Below are 19,305 nucleotides of genomic sequence, written 5' to 3'. Positions count from 1 at the left end.
AGGGGCTGAATCAGCCTTGTTTTTTGGTAACAGTTTCGACGATATGCGACGGAGCTGTATTGTATTTTTTGAATTCCATAGAGTAGCTTGCGCGACCTTGGGACATGGAACGGACGTCGGTCGCATAACCGAACATCTCACCCAGCGGAACTTCGGCGCGAATCACTTTGCCGGAGACCGTGTCTTCCATACCCAGGATCATGCCGCGACGACGGTTAAGGTCGCCCATCACGTCACCCATATAGTCTTCAGGCGTAACAACCTCTACCGCCATGATCGGCTCAAGCAACTCACCACCGCCCTTCTGGGCTAGTTGCTTGGTTGCCATGGAAGCAGCCACTTTAAACGCCATCTCGTTGGAGTCGACGTCGTGGTAGGAACCATCAAACACGGTAGCCTTCAGGCCGATCAGCGGATAGCCGGCAACAACGCCGTTCTTCATCTGCTCTTCGATACCCTTCTGGATAGCCGGGATGTATTCCTTAGGAACCACACCACCCACTACTTCGTTCAGGAATTGCAGACCTTCCTGACCTTCGTCAGCAGGAGCAAAACGAATCCAGCAGTGACCGAACTGGCCACGACCGCCGGACTGACGAACGAACTTGCCTTCAATCTCGCAGCTCTTCGTGATGCGCTCACGGTACGAAACTTGAGGCTTACCGATGTTGGCTTCGACGTTGAACTCACGGCGCATCCGGTCAACCAGGATGTCCAGGTGCAACTCGCCCATGCCGGAGATGATCGTTTGACCAGTCTCTTCATCAGTCTTGACGCGAAAAGATGGATCTTCCTGAGCGAGCTTGCCCAGAGCGATACCCATTTTTTCCTGGTCGTCCTTGGTCTTAGGCTCTACGGCAACCGAAATAACCGGCTCCGGGAAGTCCATGCGAACCAGGATGATTGGCTTGTCAGCGTTGCACAAAGTTTCACCAGTGGTGACGTCCTTCATGCCGATCAAGGCCGCGATGTCACCAGCGCGTACTTCCTTGATTTCTTCACGGGCGTTTGCGTGCATTTGCACCATACGACCCACGCGCTCTTTCTTGCCTTTAACCGAGTTGATCACGCCGTCGCCGGAGGCCAACACGCCCGAGTAAACTCGAACGAAGGTCAAGGTACCCACGAATGGGTCGGTAGCGATCTTGAACGCCAGAGCCGAGAACGGCTCGCTGTCGTCTGCGTGACGCTCCATTTCCTTGGTCTCGTCATCCGGGTCAGTACCCTTGATGGCAGGAATGTCGGTAGGAGCAGGCAGGTAGTCGATCACGGCGTCGAGAACCAGGGGAACACCCTTGTTCTTGAAGGAAGAACCGCAAACAGCCAGAACGATCTCACCAGCGATTGTACGCTGACGCAGAGCGGCCTTGATTTCCGCGTTGGTGAGTTCTTCACCTTCGAGGTACTTGTTCATCAGCTCTTCGCTGGCTTCGGCCGCAGCCTCAACCATGTTGCCGCGCCACTCGTCAGCCAGTTCCTGCAGCTCAGCAGGGATAGGCTTGCGAACTGGAACCATGCCTTTGTCAGCGTCATTCCAGTAAACAGCTTCCATGGACATCAGATCGATCTGACCCTGGAAGTTGTCTTCGGAACCGATGGCCAACTGGATTGGCACCGGAGTGTGACCCAGACGCTGCTTGATCTGACCGATCACGCGCAGGAAGTTCGCACCAGCACGGTCCATCTTGTTTACGTAAACAAGACGTGGAACGCCGTATTTGTTGGCTTGACGCCACACGGTTTCCGACTGAGGCTCAACACCCGAGGTGCCGCAGAACACAACGACCGCGCCGTCGAGAACACGCAGGGAACGCTCAACTTCAATAGTGAAGTCAACGTGGCCCGGGGTGTCGATGACGTTGAAGCGGTATTGGTCCTTGTGCTGCTTCTCGGAACCCTGCCAGAAGGCGGTGATTGCAGCAGAAGTAATGGTAATACCACGCTCCTGCTCCTGCACCATCCAGTCTGTGGTCGCGGCGCCGTCATGCACCTCGCCCATTTTGTGACTTTTGCCAGTGTAAAAAAGGACGCGCTCGGTGGTGGTGGTTTTACCAGCATCCACGTGAGCAACGATACCAATGTTACGGTAGCGGTTAATCGGTGTAGTACGAGCCATAAAGCCCTCGCAAAATTAGTGACGCTAAAATTAGAAGCGGTAGTGCGAGAAAGCCTTGTTGGCTTCAGCCATACGGTGCACGTCTTCGCGCTTCTTAACTGCAGCACCTTTGCCTTCGGCAGCGTCCAACAGTTCGCCAGCCAAACGCAGAGCCATAGACTTCTCGCCGCGCTTACGGGCGAAGTCTACCAACCAGCGCATTGCCAGAGCGTTACGACGGGACGGACGAACTTCGACCGGAACCTGGTAAGTAGCACCGCCTACACGGCGCGACTTTACTTCGACCAGCGGAGCGATGGCGTCGAGAGCTTTCTCGAAGATTTCCAGGGGATCGCTGTTCTTGCGTTCTTTAACCTTTTCCAGCGCGCCATAAACGATACGTTCGGCAACGGCTTTCTTGCCGCTTTCCATAACGTGGTTCATGAACTTGGCCAGGATTTGGCTGCCGTATTTTGGATCGTCAAGCACTTCGCGCTTGGCTGCTACGCGTCTTCTTGGCATGGATAAGCCCTCAAACGGTCTTCAGGTTCGCTCGGAATCGGTGCCCTTTCGGGACGCCTCCGACCTTACTCTTATCGACTCAGAAAAATAGAAAATCAGTTTTTACAAAAAGCCACTACTACTTAGGCTTCTTGGTACCGTACTTCGAACGACCCTGGTTACGACCTTTAACGCCGGAAGTATCCAAAGAACCGCGTACGGTGTGGTAACGAACACCTGGCAAGTCTTTTACACGACCGCCGCGGATCAGTACCACGCTGTGCTCTTGCAGGTTGTGGCCTTCACCGCCGATGTACGAGGAAACCTCGAAACCGTTGGTCAGACGCACACGGCATACTTTACGCAGTGCCGAGTTAGGTTTTTTCGGCGTGGTGGTATACACACGGGTGCATACGCCACGACGTTGCGGGCAGTTCTGCAGCGCAGGCACGTCGGATTTCTCGACGATACGCTTACGCGGCTGACGTACCAGCTGGTTGATAGTTGCCATCTACTAGCTCCACTGTTGTCTTGCGACGCTATTGTCTTGCAAGAAAAGCAAAATGGCAGGAACGAATTCCCGCCAAATTTAGGGGTACAAGAGTCTAAAGAGGATCTTGCCCCCAGTCAAGGCAAGGCCCCGACCTCCCCGCTCATCCAACCTCGACAAATTGTCTCGATTCGATGAACGGAACGGCCAGGGCCTTACGCTCATTTATCGCAGAACTCAGTTACCGCTAGAGTTCAGCGCTTCGGTCAGTGCCGCTTCCACTTCACTGGCGCTTACGCGCAACGGTTTGTCAGCATCACGGCGGCGCTTGCGCTCGCTGTGGTAAGCCAGACCGGTACCTGCCGGGATCAAACGACCCACAACCACGTTTTCTTTCAGGCCGCGCAGGTAATCGCGCTTGCCGGTTACCGCCGCTTCGGTCAGTACGCGAGTGGTTTCCTGGAAGGAAGCCGCCGAGATGAACGATTCGGTGGACAACGACGCCTTGGTGATACCCAACAGTACGCGAGTGAACTTGGAAACGAATTTCTCGTCGCCAGCCAGGCGCTCGTTCTCTACCAAAACGTGAGTCAATTCCATCTGGTCGCCCTTGATGAAACTGGAATCGCCGGATTCAGCGATTTCAACTTTACGCAGCATCTGACGCAGGATGGTCTCGATGTGCTTATCGTTGATCTTCACGCCTTGCAGACGGTAAACGTCCTGGATCTCGTTCACGATGTACTTGGCCAGCGCACTCACACCCAGCAGACGCAAGATGTCGTGTGGATCGCTCGGGCCGTCGGAGATAACTTCGCCGCGGTTTACCTGTTCGCCTTCGAAGACGTTCAGGTGACGCCACTTCGGAATCAGCTCTTCGTACGGATCGCTACCGTCGTTCGGGGTGATAACCAGACGGCGCTTGCCTTTGGTCTCTTTACCGAACGCGATGGTGCCGCTGACTTCAGCCAGAATCGAGGCTTCTTTCGGACGACGGGCTTCGAACAAGTCGGCAACACGCGGCAGACCACCGGTGATGTCACGGGTCTTCGAAGTCTCTTGCGGAATACGAGCGATAACATCACCGATCGCGATTTTCGCGCCGTCCGCTACACCGACCAGGGCGTTAGCAGGCAGGAAGTACTGAGCAATTACGTCGGTACCCGGCAGCAAGAGATCCTTGCCGTTGTCATCAACCATCTTCACAGCAGGACGGATATCTTTACCGGCAGCTGGACGGTCTTTGGCGTCGAGTACTTCAATGTTGGTCATACCGGTCAATTCGTCAGTCTGACGCTTGATCGTGATGCCTTCTTCCATGCCCACGTAGGTCACGGTACCTTTCATTTCGGTAACGATTGGGTGAGTGTGCGGATCCCACTTGGCCACGATTGCGCCAGCGTCGACCTTGTCACCTTCTTTAACCGAAATCACAGCACCGTACGGCAGCTTGTAACGCTCGCGCTCACGACCGAAGTCATCAGCGATCGCCAGCTCACCGGAACGGGACACAGCAACCAGACAACCATCCACTCGCTCAACGTGCTTCAGGTTATGCAGACGGACGGTACCGCCATTCTTCACCTGAACACTGTCGGCTGCGGAGGTCCGGCTTGCCGCACCACCGATGTGGAACGTACGCATCGTCAGCTGGGTACCCGGCTCACCGATGGACTGGGCAGCGATAACGCCGACCGCTTCACCGATGTTCACCTGGTGACCACGAGCCAGGTCACGGCCGTAGCACTTGGCGCAAATGCCGTAGCGGGTTTCGCAGCTGATCGGCGACCGCACGATCACTTCGTCGATGCTGTTCAGCTCGATGAACTCGACCCACTTCTCGTCTACCAGAGTGCCGGCAGGAACGATGATTTCCTCGGTACCTGGCTTGAATACGTCACGGGCGATAACACGACCCAATACGCGCTCACCCAACGGCTCAACAACGTCACCGCCTTCAATGTGCGGAGTCATTACCAGGCCATGTTCGGTGCCGCAATCGATCTCGGTCACAACCAGATCCTGCGCCACGTCTACCAGACGACGAGTCAGGTAACCGGAGTTCGCAGTTTTCAACGCGGTATCCGCCAAACCTTTACGAGCACCGTGAGTGGAGATGAAGTACTGAAGTACGCTCAAACCTTCACGGAAGTTCGCAGTAATCGGCGTTTCGATGATGGAACCGTCCGGCTTGGCCATCAGGCCACGCATACCGGCGAGCTGACGGATCTGCGCAGCAGAACCCCGTGCGCCCGAGTCGGCCATCATGTACATCGAGTTGAAAGACTCTTGGTCGACTTCGACGCCATGACGGTCGATGACTTTCTCTTTCGAGAGGTTGGCCATCATCGCCTTGGAAACTTCGTCGTTCGCCTTGGACCAAAGGTCGATCACTTTGTTGTACTTCTCGCCCTGGGTTACCAGGCCGGAGGCGTACTGACTTTCGATCTCTTTCACTTCGTCGGTGGCTGCACCGATGATGCGGGCTTTTTCATCCGGGATAACGAAGTCGTTAACACCGATGGAAACGCCGGAGATGGTCGAATAGGCAAAACCGGTGTACATCAACTGGTCAGCGAAGATCACAGTCTCTTTCAAACCAACCACGCGGTAGCACTGGTTGATCAGCTTGGAGATCGCCTTTTTCTTCATCGGCTGGTTGACGACGTCGTACGACAGGCCTGGCGGAACAACCTGGAACAACAGCGCACGGCCGACAGTGGTGTCGACGATACGGGTGTTCTTGACGCTGCCACCATCACGATCGTTGACGGTTTCGTTGATCCGCACTTTGACTTTAGCGTGCAGTGCGGCTTCGCCGGCACGGAACACACGGTCAACTTCTTGCAGATCCGCGAACACGCGACCTTCGCCCTTGGCGTTGATCGCTTCACGAGTCATGTAGTACAGACCCAATACAACGTCCTGCGACGGAACGATGATTGGCTCACCGTTGGCTGGCGACAGAATGTTGTTGGTCGACATCATCAACGCACGCGCTTCCAACTGGGCTTCCAGTGTCAGCGGTACGTGCACGGCCATTTGGTCGCCGTCGAAGTCGGCGTTGTACGCAGCACAGACCAGAGGGTGCAGCTGGATAGCCTTACCTTCGATCAGTACCGGTTCAAACGCCTGGATACCCAGACGGTGAAGGGTCGGTGCACGGTTGAGGAGAACCGGGTGTTCGCGAATCACTTCAGCGAGAACGTCCCAAACCTCTGGCAGTTCGCGCTCAACCATCTTCTTGGCAGCTTTGATCGTGGTAGCGAGACCACGCATTTCCAGCTTGCCGAAAATGAACGGCTTGAACAGCTCGAGAGCCATCTTCTTCGGCAGACCGCACTGGTGCAGACGCAGGGTCGGACCTACGGTAATTACCGAACGACCGGAGTAGTCAACACGCTTACCGAGCAAGTTCTGACGGAAACGACCCTGCTTACCCTTGATCATGTCAGCCAGGGATTTCAGAGGACGCTTGTTGGAACCAGTGATAGCGCGGCCACGACGACCGTTGTCGAGCAGTGCATCGACGGCTTCCTGCAACATACGCTTTTCGTTGCGCACGATGATGTCCGGAGCGGACAGATCGAGCAGACGTTTCAAGCGGTTGTTACGGTTGATTACTCGACGATACAGATCGTTGAGGTCGGAAGTCGCGAAGCGACCGCCATCCAGCGGGACCAGTGGACGCAGATCTGGCGGCAGAACCGGCAGAACGGTCAGCACCATCCACTCTGGCAGGTTGCCGGAACCCTGGAAGGCTTCCATCAACTTCAGACGCTTGGACAGCTTCTTGATCTTGGTTTCGGAGTTGGTTTGCGGAATTTCTTCACGCAGGCGACCAATCTCGTGTTCCAGGTCGATAGCGTGCAGCAGTTCACGGACAGCTTCGGCACCCATGCGAGCATCGAAATCGTCGCCGAACTCTTCCAGCGCTTCGAAGTACTGCTCGTCGTTGAGCAGCTGACCTTTTTCAAGGGTGGTCATGCCTGGATCGATAACGACATAGCTCTCGAAGTAGAGAACGCGTTCGATATCACGCAGGGTCATGTCCATCAGCAAGCCGATACGCGACGGCAGCGATTTCAGGAACCAGATGTGGGCAACCGGCGAGGCCAGTTCGATGTGCGCCATGCGCTCACGACGAACTTTTGCCAGCGCGACTTCAACGCCGCACTTCTCGCAGATCACACCACGGTGCTTCAAGCGCTTGTACTTACCGCACAGGCACTCGTAATCCTTTACCGGGCCAAAGATCTTGGCGCAGAACAGGCCGTCACGCTCAGGTTTGAACGTACGGTAGTTGATGGTTTCCGGCTTTTTAACTTCACCGAACGACCACGAACGGATCATCTCAGGCGATGCCAATCCAATACGGATGGCGTCGAACTCTTCGACTTGACCCTGGTTTTTCAGCAAATTCAGTAGGTCTTTCAAGGCCTTTCCTCCTGGCGGAGCAGAGAGCGGGCAATCCTGCCCCGCTCTCGATTCGCGTCACGTGTTATTCGGTTTCCAGATCGATATCGATGCCGAGGGAACGAATTTCTTTGATCAACACGTTGAAGGACTCGGGCATGCCCGGCTCCATACGGTGATCGCCGTCCACGATGTTTTTGTACATCTTGGTCCGACCGTTCACATCGTCCGACTTCACTGTGAGCATTTCTTGCAGAGTGTAAGCAGCACCGTATGCTTCCAGTGCCCAGACCTCCATCTCCCCGAAACGCTGACCACCGAACTGCGCCTTACCACCCAGCGGCTGCTGGGTAACCAGGCTGTACGAACCGGTAGAACGAGCGTGCATCTTGTCGTCTACCAAGTGGTTCAGCTTCAGCATGTACATGTAGCCAACAGTAACCGGGCGCTCGAACTTGTTGCCGGTACGGCCGTCGGTCAGCTGCATCTGGCCGCTTTCTGGCAGGTCTGCCAGTTTCAGCATGGCCTTGATTTCGCTTTCCTTGGCGCCGTCGAACACTGGAGTGGCCATTGGTACGCCGCCACGCAGGTTCTTCGCCAGATCCAGGATTTCCTGGTCGGAGAAGCTATCCAGATCTTCGTTACGACCGCCGATCTGGTTGTAGATCTCGTCCAGGAAGGTGCGAAGTTCAGCAACTTTACGCTGCTCTTCGACCATCCGGTTGATCTTCTCGCCCAGACCTTTGGCCGCGAGGCCCAGGTGGGTTTCAAGGATCTGACCAACGTTCATACGCGAAGGTACGCCCAACGGGTTGAGGACGACGTCGACCGGGGTGCCATTGGCATCGTGCGGCATGTCTTCAACCGGCATGATCACGGAGACCACACCTTTGTTACCGTGACGACCGGCCATCTTGTCGCCCGGCTGGATGCGACGACGGATTGCCAGGTAAACCTTGACGATTTTCAGCACGCCTGGAGCCAGGTCATCGCCCTGCTGCAGTTTGCGCTTCTTGTCTTCGAACTTGTCGTCCAGCAGACGACGGCGATCAACGATGTAGGCCTGAGCCTTCTCGAGCTGCTCGTTCAGAGCATCTTCAGCCATGCGCAGTTTGAACCACTGACCATGCTCAAGACCGTCGAGAACTTCGTCGGTGATTTCCTGACCTTTCTTCAGACCGGCGCCGCCTTCGGCTTTGTGGCCGACCAGAGCGGAACGCAGACGTTCGAAAGTGGCACCTTCAACGATACGGAACTCTTCGTTCAGGTCCTTGCGGATCTCGTCGAGTTGAGTCTTCTCGATCGACAGTGCACGAGCATCACGCTCAACGCCGTCACGGGTGAAGACCTGTACGTCGATGACAGTACCCTTGGTGCCGGTAGGCACACGCAGGGAAGTGTCTTTAACGTCGCTGGCTTTTTCACCGAAGATGGCACGCAGCAGTTTTTCTTCCGGAGTCAGTTGGGTCTCGCCTTTCGGAGTGACCTTACCAACCAGGATGTCGCCTGCGCCAACTTCAGCACCTACGTAAACGATACCGGCTTCGTCCAGCTTGTTCAGTGCAGCTTCACCCACGTTCGGGATGTCTGCAGTGATTTCCTCTGGCCCAAGCTTGGTGTCACGTGCCACACAGGTCAGTTCCTGAATGTGGATCGTGGTGAAACGATCTTCCTGAACAACACGCTCGGACAGGCAGATGGAGTCTTCGAAGTTGAAGCCGTTCCATGCCATGAACGCGATGCGCATGTTCTGACCCAGAGCCAGTTCACCCATGTCGGTGGACGGACCGTCGGCCATGATGTCGCTGCGCTGAACCCGATCACCCTTGCTCACCAGCGGACGCTGGTTGATGCAGGTGTTCTGGTTGGAGCGGGTGTACTTGGTCAGGTTGTAGATGTCGACACCAGCTTCGCCGGTTTCAACCTCATCATCAGCAACACGAACCACAATACGGCTGGCGTCGACGGAGTCGATCACGCCGCCACGACGAGCCACGACGCAAACGCCGGAGTCACGGGCTACGTTACGCTCCATGCCGGTACCGACCAGCGGCTTGTCAGCGCGCAGGGTTGGTACAGCTTGACGCTGCATGTTCGAACCCATCAACGCACGGTTAGCGTCGTCGTGCTCGAGGAACGGGATCAGCGACGCTGCAACCGAAACTACCTGCTTGGGCGATACGTCCATCAAGGTGACGTCTTCCGGCGCCTTGACGGTGAACTCGTTCAAGTGACGAACAGCTACCAGCTCGTCGATCAGGACTTTCTTGTCGTTCATCGTGGCCGAAGCCTGAGCGATCACGTGATCAGCTTCTTCGATGGCGGACAGGAACACGATCTCGTCAGTGACCAGAGCGTCTTTCACCACACGGTACGGGCTCTCGAGGAAGCCGTACTGGTTGGTGCGCGCATAGGCAGCCAAGGAGTTGATCAGACCGATGTTCGGACCTTCCGGCGTTTCAATCGGGCATACACGACCGTAGTGAGTCGGGTGTACGTCACGCACTTCAAAGCCAGCACGCTCACGAGTCAAACCGCCAGGGCCGAGTGCAGAAACACGACGCTTGTGGGTGATCTCGGACAGCGGGTTGTTCTGGTCCATGAACTGGGAAAGCTGGCTGGAACCGAAGAACTCTTTCACCGCCGCAGCCACTGGCTTGGCGTTGATCAGGTCTTGCGGCATCAGGCCTTCGCTTTCAGCCATCGACAGACGCTCTTTGACCGCACGCTCAACACGTACCAGGCCAACGCGGAACTGGTTCTCGGCCATTTCGCCTACGCAGCGAACACGACGGTTACCCAGGTGGTCGATGTCATCGACGATGCCTTTACCGTTACGGATGTCGACCAGAGTCTTCAGTACCGCGACGATGTCTTCTTTGCACAACACGCCCGAACCTTCGATCTCGGTACGACCGATACGACGGTTGAACTTCATCCGGCCGACCGCAGACAGGTCATAGCGCTCAGGGCTGAAGAACAGGTTGTTGAACAGGGTTTCGGCAGCGTCTTTGGTTGGCGGCTCGCCAGGACGCATCATGCGATAGATCTCGACCAGCGCTTCCAATTGGTTGCTGGTGGAGTCGATCTTCAGAGTGTCGGAGACGAACGGACCGCAGTCGATATCGTTGGTGTACAGAGTTTCGATGCGAACAACCTGAGCCTTGGCGATTTTTGCCAGGATCTCGGTGTTCAGCTCGGTGTTGCACTCTGCCAGGATTTCGCCGGTTGCCGGATGCACGATGACCTTGGCAGTAGTGCGACCCAGGACGTAGTCCAGAGGCACTTGCAGCTCTTTGATCCCTGCTTTTTCCAGCTGGTTGATGTGGCGAGCAGTAATACGACGACCTTGCTCGACAATAACCTTGCCTTTGTCATCCAGGATATCCAGGACAGCAATTTCACCACGCAGGCGCTGAGGCACCAGTTCCAGGCTGAGGTTTTCACCTTGCACGTGGAAGACGTTGGTGGTGTAGAACGCGTCCAGCACTTCTTCAGTGGTATAGCCCAGCGCGCGCAGCAGTACCGATGCAGGCAGCTTGCGACGACGGTCGATACGCACGAACACGCAGTCTTTCGGGTCGAACTCGAAGTCCAGCCACGAACCGCGGTAAGGAATGATGCGCGCGGAGTACAGCAGTTTGCCAGAGCTGTGCGTCTTGCCACGGTCGTGGTCGAAGAACACGCCCGGGGAACGGTGCAGCTGGGAAACGATTACACGCTCGGTACCGTTGATTACGAAGGTACCGTTTTCAGTCATCAGGGGGATTTCACCCATGTAGACTTCTTGCTCTTTGATGTCCTTGATCGCTTTGTTCGACGATTCTTTGTCGAAAATGATCAGGCGCACTTTTACCCGCAAAGGTACGGCGTAAGTTACACCGCGCAATACGCATTCTTTGACATCAAATGCCGGTTCGCCCAGGCGATAACCGACGTACTCCAGCGCAGCATTGCCGGAGTAGCTGATGATCGGGAAAACGGATTTGAAGGCCGCATGCAGGCCCACGTCGCGGAACTGATCTTTAGTCGCTCCCGCTTGCAAGAATTCACGATACGAATCCAGCTGGATGGCCAGGAGGTACGGCACATCCATGACGTCCGGCAACTTGCTAAAGTCCTTGCGGATACGTTTTTTCTCAGTATATGAGTAAGCCATCAGCGTTCCCCAGCTTGGTCACCTGCTTGTTTGGCCCCTCCCGACGGGAGCAGCCAGAAAATCGTGCAAACCCCATGGTTTGCGCCACCACATCGGGTGGTTACAGCTCGTTACCAGCACCGACCCAGTCGGCTGCCAATAACGGAAAAAGGCCGGTGGCAAGAGCCACCAGCCATCAGCCTTTCGCTTAACGCTCGGGCTGGAGGTGCAAAGTCGATGCTTACTTCAGCTCGACTTTAGCGCCTGCTTCTTCCAGAGTGGCTTTTGCTTTGTCAGCTGCGTCTTTCGAAACAGCTTCCAGAACGATGCCAGGAGCGCCGTCAACTACAGCCTTGGCTTCTTTCAGGCCCAGACCGGTCAGTTCACGTACTGCCTTGATCACGTTAACTTTCTTCTCGCCAGCTTCGGTCAGCATGACGTTGAATTCAGTTTGTTCTTCAACAACGGCAGCAACAGCAGCTGGACCAGCGGAAGCAGCGGCAGCGGAAACGCCGAACTTCTCTTCCATGGCCTTGATCAGCTCAACGATTTCCAGAACGGATTTTTCGCCGATTGCTTCGATGATTTGGTCGTTAGTCAGAGACATGACTATAAATTCCTGTATTGGGGTGACAGCCTACGCGGCCATCGAAATAAACAATAAACGCTGAAAGGAGTCGCTCAGCCTTAGGCTGCGGCAGCTTCTTTCTGGTCGCGAAGGGCCGCCAGAGTACGAGCCAATTTGCTGGTTGCGCCTTGAATCACGCTCATCAGCTGAGAAATTGCTTCGTCACGGGTCGGCAGACTTGCCAGTACGTCGATCTGATTAGCTGCGAGGAACTTGCCCTCGAACGCAGCTGCCTTGATCTCGAACTTATCCTGACCTTTTGCGAATTCTTTGAAGATACGAGCAGCAGCGCCCGGATGTTCTTTCGAAAATGCAATCAAGGTCGGGCCGGTGAACACGTCGTTGAGCACGTCATATTGAGTGCCAGCAACGGCGCGCTTGAGCAGGGTGTTACGTACAACACGTACGTAAACGCCAGCTTCACGAGCCTCTTTACGGAGTCCGGTCATAGCGCCAACTGTCACGCCGCGGGCATCAGCCACAACAGCAGACAGGGCAACATTGGCAGCCTCGTTGACTTCAGCGACGATGGCCTTCTTGTCTTCGAGTTTAATTGCCACGGGTTTAACTCCTGCTTGTTACCGTTTCATCCAACCGAAGCCGGATGTCGTTTTGGTGTCTGATTCGGTAAGGAACCGGGAGCACCATCTGCGTAGGCTTGTGGTTTAAGACTTGCGTCGCCTACGGTCTTGGATAGCCCCCGCCAGGCAGGGACCCCAATCTTTCAATTGGCGCAATCGCTTGCGCCAACCTGTGTCTTACGCGTCGAGCGAGCCTTGGTCGATGACCAGACCTGGACCCATGGTGGTGCTCAGGGTAACGCGCTTGACGTAAATACCTTTCGAGGAAGCTGGCTTGATACGCTTCAGATCAGCGATCAGGGCTTCAACGTTTTCCTTCAGCTTGACGGCATCGAAGCCGACCTTGCCAACGGAGGTGTGGATGATGCCGTTTTTGTCGGTGCGATAACGAACCTGACCAGCCTTGGCGTTTTTAACCGCGGTAGCTACGTCTGGAGTTACAGTGCCGACTTTAGGGTTAGGCATCAGGCCGCGTGGGCCCAGGATCTGACCCAACTGACCAACAACGCGCATGGCATCCGGGGATGCGATAACTACGTCATAGTTCAGGTCGCCGCCTTTCATTTCGGCAGCCAGGTCGTCCATGCCTACACGGTCAGCGCCGGCAGCCAGAGCAGCCTCGGCAGCTGGACCCTGGGTGAACACAGCAACGCGAACAGTCTTGCCAGTGCCGTGTGGCAGCACGGTAGCGCTACGAACGACCTGGTCGGATTTACGCGGGTCAACACCCAGGTTCACAGCAACGTCGAACGACTCGCTGAACTTGACAGTCGACAGCTCAGCCAGCAGAGCAGCAGCGTCTACAAAGTTGTAGGACTTGCCTGCTTCGATTTTGCCGGCGATAGCCTTTTGACGCTTGGTCAACTTAGCCATTACACACCCTCCACGTTAAGGCCCATGCTACGAGCAGAACCGGCGATAGTACGCACGGCTGCTTCTATATCAGCTGCAGTCAGATCCGCGTTTTTGGTTTTCGCGATTTCTTCCAGCTGAGCACGGGTCACGGTGCCAACCTTAACGGTGTTCGGACGAGCGGAACCGCTAGTCAGACCAGCAGCCTTCTTCAGCAGAACCGAAGCAGGTGTGGATTTGGTTTCAAAAGTGAAGCTACGGTCGCTGTAGACAGTGATGATCACTGGAGTCGGCAGACCTGGCTCAATACCCTGAGTACGGGCGTTGAAAGCCTTGCAGAATTCCATGATGTTCACGCCGTGCTGACCCAGAGCAGGACCAACAGGTGGACTTGGGTTAGCCTGAGCGGCCTTCACTTGCAGCTTGATGTAAGCGGTAATCTTCTTGGCCATGAGGCACTCCAATTACGGGTTCGAACGCCTCGAAAGGCTCCCCGGTTACTTGCGCGTTTATCCCAGTGACGACAAAACCCCACAGCCTAGGGCTGCGGGGTTGGGATGCTTGCTCAGCTAGACCTTTTCGACCTGGCTGAACTCTAGCTCTACCGGAGTAGAGCGACCGAAAATGAGCACTGCCACTTGGATCCGGCTCTTCTCGTAGTTAACTTCTTCAACCGTGCCAGTAAAATCAGCAAACGGCCCGTCATTGACACGTACCGACTCACCCGGCTCGAACAACGTCTTCGGCTTCGGCTTGTCGCTACCATCAGCAACGCGACGCAGAATCGCTTCTGCCTCTTTATCCGTAATCGGTGCAGGCTTATCAGCAGTACCGCCGATGAAACCCATCACCCGAGGAGTATCCTTGACCAAGTGCCAAGTACCCTCGTTCATGTCCATCTGGACCAGCACATAACCTGGGAAGAACTTGCGCTCGCTTTTGCGTTTCTGGCCATTACGCATTTCAACCACTTCTTCAGTGGGAACCAGAATTTCGCCAAAGCCATCTTCCATGCCAGCCAGCTTTACGCGCTCTACCAACGAGCGCATGACATGCTTCTCGTAACCGGAGTAAGCATGCACAACGTACCAACGCTTAGCCACGGGACACCCTTAGCCGACAATCAAGGAAACAAGCCAGCCGAGCAGGGAATCAAGCCCCCACAACAGCAACGCCATAACCAGGACAACAGCCACAACAATCAGCGTGGTCTGCGTGGTTTCTTGGCGAGTTGGCCATACGACTTTACGAATCTCGGTGCGAGCTTCCTTAACCAGTACAAAGAAAGACTTGCCCTTGACTGTCTGCAGGCCTACAAAGGCAGCTACAGCAGCAATGACAAGCAAAGCAAGTACGCGGTACAGGATCGGCGAAGCAGAGTAATACTGATTGCCAACAACGCCAACAACCACTAAAGCGACTACTACTAGCCACTTGAGCAGATCGAAGCGAGAGCCTTGAGCTTCAGCTTTAGGAGTCATCTATGAAGATCCTGTGAAAAGAAAGCCAGACACACCAAGTGAATCTGGCAGGTCAGGAGGGAATCGAACCCCCAACCTACGGTTTTGGAGACCGTCGCTCTGCCAATTGAGCTACTGACCTAAAACAAAATCAGGCCGACCATTATGCCGGCCCGAAAAAGACATTACAACAACTTACTCGATGACTTTTGCTACGACACCCGCGCCGACGGTACGACCGCCCTCACGGATAGCGAAACGCAGACCATCTTCCATCGCGATGGTTTTGATCAGGGTAACGGTCATTTGAACGTTGTCACCTGGCATCACCATTTCAACACCTTCTGGCAGCTCGCAGTTACCAGTCACGTCAGTCGTACGGAAGTAGAACTGCGGACGGTAGCCCTTGAAGAATGGCGTATGACGACCACCCTCTTCCTTGCTCAGAACGTAAACCTCAGCAGTGAACTTGGTATGCGGCTTGACAGTACCGGGCTTGACCAGGACCTGGCCACGCTCAACATCATCACGCTTGGTACCACGCAGCAAAACGCCGCAGTTCTCACCTGCACGACCTTCGTCGAGCAGCTTGCGGAACATTTCAACACCAGTGCAAGTAGTTTTGACAGTGTCACGAAGACCAACAATCTCAACTTCTTCCTGAATGCGGACAATGCCACGCTCAACACGACCAGTCACAACAGTACCGCGACCGGAGATCGAGAACACATCCTCGATCGGCATCAGGAACGGCTTATCGATAGCACGCTCAGGCTGCGGAATATAGCTATCCAGAGTCTCGACCAACTTCTTGACGGCAGTAGTGCCCATCTCGTTATCGTCTTGACCATTCAGCGCCATCAGCGCCGAACCAATGATGATCGGAGTGTCATCACCTGGGAAATCGTAAGTGCTCAACAGATCGCGCACTTCCATCTCAACCAGTTCCAGCAACTCAGCGTCGTCGACCATGTCAGCCTTGTTCAGGAAGACAACGATGTACGGAACGCCAACCTGACGGGACAACAGGATATGCTCACGGGTTTGCGGCATCGGACCATCAGCGGCCGAGCAAACCAGAATCGCACCATCCATCTGCGCAGCACCGGTAATCATGTTTTTTACGTAATCAGCGTGACCTGGACAGTCAACGTGTGCGTAGTGACGCACAGCCGAATCGTACTCAACGTGAGCAGTGTTAATGGTGATACCACGAGCTTTTTCTTCTGGGGCGCTATCGATCTTGTCGAAGTCGACCTTTGCCGAACCGAACACTTCGGAGCAGACACGGGTCAGAGCGGCGGTCAAGGTCGTCTTGCCATGGTCTACGTGACCAATGGTGCCAACGTTGACGTGCGGCTTGTTACGTTCGAACTTTTCCTTAGCCATCGAAATCACCCCTAGCAGAAGAATTAAGCAAGTACTATCAGCCATTAAAACAAAGGCAGATATTTTCATATCTGCCTTGTTATATGGAGCTCTTGAGCGGATTTGAACCGCTGACCTCACCCTTACCAAGGGTGTGCTCTACCAACTGAGCTACAAGAGCGTAACACTTTGCAGGACCTGCAAACTTGGAGCGGGTAGCGGGAATCGAACCCGCATCATCAGCTTGGAAGGCTGAGGTTCTACCACTAAACTATACCCGCGGAGCTTGCAGCTCTCGCTAAAAATGGTGGAGGGGGAAGGATTCGAACCTTCGAAGTCGTAGACGTCAGATTTACAGTCTGATCCCTTTGGCCGCTCGGGAACCCCTCCTAAGCGAGCCGGCATTCTATATCATGCCAGCCTTCTGTCAAGCATTTTCTCATTAAAAACCTGAGGTTAGCTGCGTTGACCTCGCTTCACACTGCTGACCGCCAAAGGTCTTCACTGCGAAGCGGGCGCCATTCTATGCAAACTATTCGACGGGTGCAACCCCCTCGCACGGCATTATTTTATGTTTTAACTCATTGAATTCTTTAGAAAGGTTTTGCAACTGCGAGTCACCCAGCAAACGCCGGCTTTCCGGGGCTATGCGCACCCAGTAACCAGCATATTCGGGGAGATCCTTCGGCAGGGACTGAAATTTTATATCCATGTCACTCAATCGACGCTCGATTACCCGGGCGACGTCCTGCCGAGCAGAACCTCCCAGATAGAGACAACCGCTATCCGCCTGCGTAGATTTTCCTTTGTCTCGAGCCGTATCAGCTGCCTCGCTCAGCAAACGAATATCCTGCTGCGAGCCGCGATACAAACTCAGAGGGGTTACATCTTTCGCGCGAAGCGGAGCCTCCTGTTGGTGCCAGACGTAATAGAACACATTGAGAACAAGCAACAGCAGGAACAACCAACGCATAAAAACCTCAGGACAAGGGACACGCCATCGCCAAACCTACAAATACCAGGTCTGGAACCACCCTGGCCTCAGGCACAATCTCGGAGATCAGATCAGCATCCCCTCCAGTCAGGAAGACTGCGAAATCCTCTCCCCAATAGCTGCGCGCCAGCTCTAGTTGAGTCAGGACAAACCCTCTCAACATTAGCAAACAACCTCGTTCGACCGCCTCGACGGTTGTGCGCCCAGGAACAAGACTCTCCAAAGCGCGCTCAGCAGCAAGATCCCCATAGCGAATTCTACGGGTATGGGTACGCAGCTGGTTGCGCATCAAAGGCATCCCCGGACAGATAAATCCTCCGAGATGCTCACCATCCCCTGCAATAAAGTCAGCCGTAACAGCCGTACCAAAGTCGAGTACCAGACAAGCACCCGAAGCCAGATGAAATCCTCCGAGCATTGCAAGCCAGCGATCAAGCCCTAACCGCTCGAACTCCTCATAGCCATTTCGAACCCCGGACATCTCGCGAGCCGGTGCCGCGCACACGACGGAAACGCCGAAAGCCTCGATCAACAGAGAAATCAGTGCACTGGTTTCTTCGGCGGTTCTGACACTGACCAAACGACAATGCATGAGAGCGAGCCCCTTAAGCCCCCTCAAGCTCTCCAGCAATGCGAGATCTGTATCAACGACCCCCTCGCCAATCACCCGCCGTACATCCTCGCCGAGTACACGCCATTTGATGAAACTGTTTCCACAATCGAGCTCAAGAATCATCACGCAACCTCAGGCTGAGCTCGCCACCACTAAAGACCTTCTCCACACCATTCACCTTCAAGCGCAAGGCACCCTGACTATCGATACCCAGCACCTCCCCATCTATCTGACTCACACCGGCAATCAACGATACCGCCCGCCCCTGCCATAGATGATTTTGCTCCCACTCTGCCTGGATAGCCGGAAATCCGCCGGCCTGGTGGCGATTTAAATAGGCCTGGAGCATCAACCCCAACTCCGCAACCAGATGATTGCGATCAACTGCCTTACCCGACTCGAGGCGCATGGACGTCCATTGCTGATCAACCTCATCGGTCATCTGCATGTTCACATTTATTCCGACACCGATCACCACGTGACACACATCAGCAGGATCCCCCACCAACTCGAGCAGTATTCCAGCAATCTTTTGCTGACCCACCAGAACATCATTCGGCCACTTCAACCCCACACCCGAGACACCAAGCTCTCGCAAGGCCTGCATTACGGCAAGCCCGACGACGAGACTCAAGCCTTCCAACTGTCGCATTCCACCATCAATACGCAGCACCAGACTGTAATAGATGTTTTCCGCGAACGGGCTGACCCATTTGCGCCCTCGTCGTCCACGACCAGCCGTTTGCCGCTCAGCGAGCACCAAGAATGGCGCAGGCTGGCCACGCTCGATAGCGCGCAAGGCTTCAGCATTGGTGGAGTCAATTGAGTCGAAGACTAGAATGGGCCACTCACAAGAAGGCGCCTGCGCGCTTATTTCCGCAGGGTCAAGCAGTGTCAACGGCGCAGCCAGTTGATAGCCGCGACCGCGCACTTTATGAATGGATAAACCGAGCTCAGCCTCCAGGTGCTGAAGTTGCTTCCATACAGCGCTACGACTGACGCCCAAGGCAGCACCCAGGGCTTGGCCTGAATGGAATCGACCATCCTTAAGAAGCTTTAACAACGTCAGCATGCAAGTCTCGCCTCACAATGAGGCCCGCATGATATCCATGCCCCGGGCTGTTGCATAGAAACCCTACAAGCGAGATTTTCCTGCGGACAAAACAAAA

The 19,305-nt window shown here is 55.0% G+C and carries 15 protein-coding genes and 4 tRNA genes; all 19 read right to left on the bottom strand.

The features are described from left to right. Positions 1-10: 10 nt before the first annotated feature. Positions 11-2,116 carry an elongation factor G gene (gene fusA / locus PMI18_RS23450; protein ID WP_007896659.1) on the bottom strand — a complete coding sequence of 702 codons (2,106 nt, stop codon included), beginning with the start codon at positions 2,114-2,116 and terminating at the stop codon, positions 11-13. A 30-nt stretch (positions 2,117-2,146) separates the two neighbouring features. Beyond that, the gene (rpsG, locus tag PMI18_RS23455) at positions 2,147-2,617 is read right to left on the bottom strand and encodes a 30S ribosomal protein S7 (protein WP_002555493.1); all 471 of its coding nucleotides are present in this window, start codon (positions 2,615-2,617) and stop codon (positions 2,147-2,149) included. A 118-nt stretch (positions 2,618-2,735) separates the two neighbouring features. Beyond that, on the bottom strand, positions 2,736-3,107 hold the full coding sequence (gene rpsL, locus PMI18_RS23460) for a 30S ribosomal protein S12 (protein WP_002555494.1): 372 nt from the start codon (positions 3,105-3,107) through the stop codon (positions 2,736-2,738). Between the two features lie 216 nt (positions 3,108-3,323). Continuing rightward, positions 3,324-7,523, bottom strand: coding sequence for a DNA-directed RNA polymerase subunit beta' (gene rpoC / locus PMI18_RS23465; RefSeq protein ID WP_007896632.1), 4,200 nt, complete (start codon positions 7,521-7,523; stop codon positions 3,324-3,326). 64 nt (positions 7,524-7,587) lie between these two features. Continuing rightward, complete coding sequence (gene rpoB / locus PMI18_RS23470) at positions 7,588-11,661, bottom strand: DNA-directed RNA polymerase subunit beta (RefSeq protein ID WP_007896631.1); 4,074 nt, start codon at positions 11,659-11,661, stop codon at positions 7,588-7,590. Between the two features lie 220 nt (positions 11,662-11,881). Further along, positions 11,882-12,247: a 50S ribosomal protein L7/L12 gene (rplL, locus tag PMI18_RS23475; RefSeq protein ID WP_007896630.1), complete on the bottom strand. Its 366-nt coding sequence runs from the start codon at positions 12,245-12,247 to the stop codon at positions 11,882-11,884. Between the two features lie 80 nt (positions 12,248-12,327). Continuing rightward, positions 12,328-12,828, bottom strand: a complete 501-nt coding sequence (rplJ, locus tag PMI18_RS23480) for a 50S ribosomal protein L10 (RefSeq protein WP_007896629.1) — start codon at positions 12,826-12,828, stop codon at positions 12,328-12,330. Between the two features lie 198 nt (positions 12,829-13,026). Beyond that, positions 13,027-13,722 carry a 50S ribosomal protein L1 gene (rplA, locus tag PMI18_RS23485; protein WP_007896626.1) on the bottom strand — a complete coding sequence of 232 codons (696 nt, stop codon included), beginning with the start codon at positions 13,720-13,722 and terminating at the stop codon, positions 13,027-13,029. Beyond that, a complete protein-coding gene (gene rplK / locus PMI18_RS23490; RefSeq protein ID WP_007896624.1) occupies positions 13,722-14,153 on the bottom strand; it encodes a 50S ribosomal protein L11 in 432 nt (143 codons plus the stop codon). The genes rplA and rplK overlap by 1 nt, the downstream gene beginning before the upstream one ends. A 117-nt stretch (positions 14,154-14,270) precedes the next feature. Beyond that, a complete protein-coding gene (nusG, locus tag PMI18_RS23495; RefSeq protein ID WP_007896622.1) occupies positions 14,271-14,804 on the bottom strand; it encodes a transcription termination/antitermination protein NusG in 534 nt (177 codons plus the stop codon). A 9-nt stretch (positions 14,805-14,813) separates the two neighbouring features. After that, on the bottom strand, positions 14,814-15,182 hold the full coding sequence (secE, locus tag PMI18_RS23500) for a preprotein translocase subunit SecE (protein ID WP_007896620.1): 369 nt from the start codon (positions 15,180-15,182) through the stop codon (positions 14,814-14,816). Positions 15,183-15,227: 45 nt separating this feature from the next. Further along, positions 15,228-15,303 (bottom strand) — tRNA-Trp (locus tag PMI18_RS23505). 53 nt (positions 15,304-15,356) lie between these two features. Beyond that, entirely contained in the window at positions 15,357-16,550 is a 1,194-nt protein-coding gene (tuf, locus tag PMI18_RS23510) for an elongation factor Tu (RefSeq protein WP_007896619.1), read from the bottom strand. A gap of 84 nt (positions 16,551-16,634) precedes the next feature. After that, a tRNA-Thr gene (locus tag PMI18_RS23515) sits at positions 16,635-16,710 on the bottom strand. 26 nt (positions 16,711-16,736) lie between these two features. Next, positions 16,737-16,810: transfer RNA gene (locus PMI18_RS23520), tRNA-Gly, on the bottom strand. A gap of 24 nt (positions 16,811-16,834) precedes the next feature. Beyond that, positions 16,835-16,919, bottom strand: a tRNA-Tyr gene (locus PMI18_RS23525). 142 nt (positions 16,920-17,061) lie between these two features. After that, entirely contained in the window at positions 17,062-17,502 is a 441-nt protein-coding gene (locus tag PMI18_RS23530; RefSeq protein ID WP_007896618.1) for a hypothetical protein, read from the bottom strand. 7 nt (positions 17,503-17,509) lie between these two features. After that, positions 17,510-18,259, bottom strand: coding sequence for a pantothenate kinase (locus tag PMI18_RS23535; RefSeq protein ID WP_007896616.1), 750 nt, complete (start codon positions 18,257-18,259; stop codon positions 17,510-17,512). Next, the gene (gene birA / locus PMI18_RS23540) at positions 18,249-19,208 is read right to left on the bottom strand and encodes a bifunctional biotin--[acetyl-CoA-carboxylase] ligase/biotin operon repressor BirA (RefSeq protein WP_007896614.1); all 960 of its coding nucleotides are present in this window, start codon (positions 19,206-19,208) and stop codon (positions 18,249-18,251) included. Before birA ends, PMI18_RS23535 begins: the two co-directional genes overlap by 11 nt. Between the last annotated feature and the right edge of the window lie 97 nt (positions 19,209-19,305).

This window comes from Pseudomonas sp. GM102 (genome assembly GCF_000282555.1).
Classification (GTDB): Bacteria; Pseudomonadota; Gammaproteobacteria; order Pseudomonadales; family Pseudomonadaceae; genus Aquipseudomonas.
The sequence above is the reverse complement of the archived record's forward strand: the minus strand, read 5'-3'. Positions and strand labels throughout refer to the sequence as shown.